At 48.9% G+C, this 581-nt stretch carries 1 protein-coding gene; it reads right to left on the reverse strand.

Annotation, left to right across the window (positions count from 1 at the left end):
* On the reverse strand, positions 1 to 581 hold a 581-nt coding region (locus KOD92_RS27355), incomplete at both ends, for a DDE-type integrase/transposase/recombinase (protein WP_215236790.1).

The raw sequence follows: 581 nt of genomic DNA on the forward strand, positions 1-581 counted from the left end.
GATATAGCGGAATGGGACGCTGTAAAAGTGCCAGTCTTCACCGATAACCACATGGTAGTTCTTCTGGACTTTGGCTTTGGTGTAATGCCGGACTTGATAGGGCGATTCCGGTAAAGGTTGAAGATGCGGGGCTTCCTGGCTAGTAAATAATTCCAGACGGCTGAATGTCTTTTTCTGGAAGTTCATCTGATGGTGTAGTGCCAACTTCTCTTTAATAGCTGCATTCAAGCTGGCCAGATTATGGAAGGTGTCATTGCGTAAGTGGGCGTAAATACGGCGGTAGGTAATTTTAACGAAGTTCTCCACGGCGGCTTTGTCCTTGGGTTTATGCGGTCTGGCTGCATACAGGGCAATATGGTTGTGGTTGGCCCATTGTTCAAGCATGTCGGTAAATGCCGGTTCGTAACGAGAGCTACGCGATACCCACTGCTTCATGTTATCAGACTTTGCTCCTAGTGGTACACCTCCAAAATAGGCCAGCGCGTTGTTTAAGGCCTTTACGACCTGGGCCAGTTTCATGTTCGGCAAAGCTTCCACATATCCGTATCCGCTAAAAGGCAGCACCGCTACGAAGACAGGGC

This window comes from Dyadobacter linearis (assembly GCF_907165045.1).
GTDB lineage: Bacteria > Bacteroidota > Bacteroidia > Cytophagales > Spirosomataceae > Dyadobacter > Dyadobacter linearis.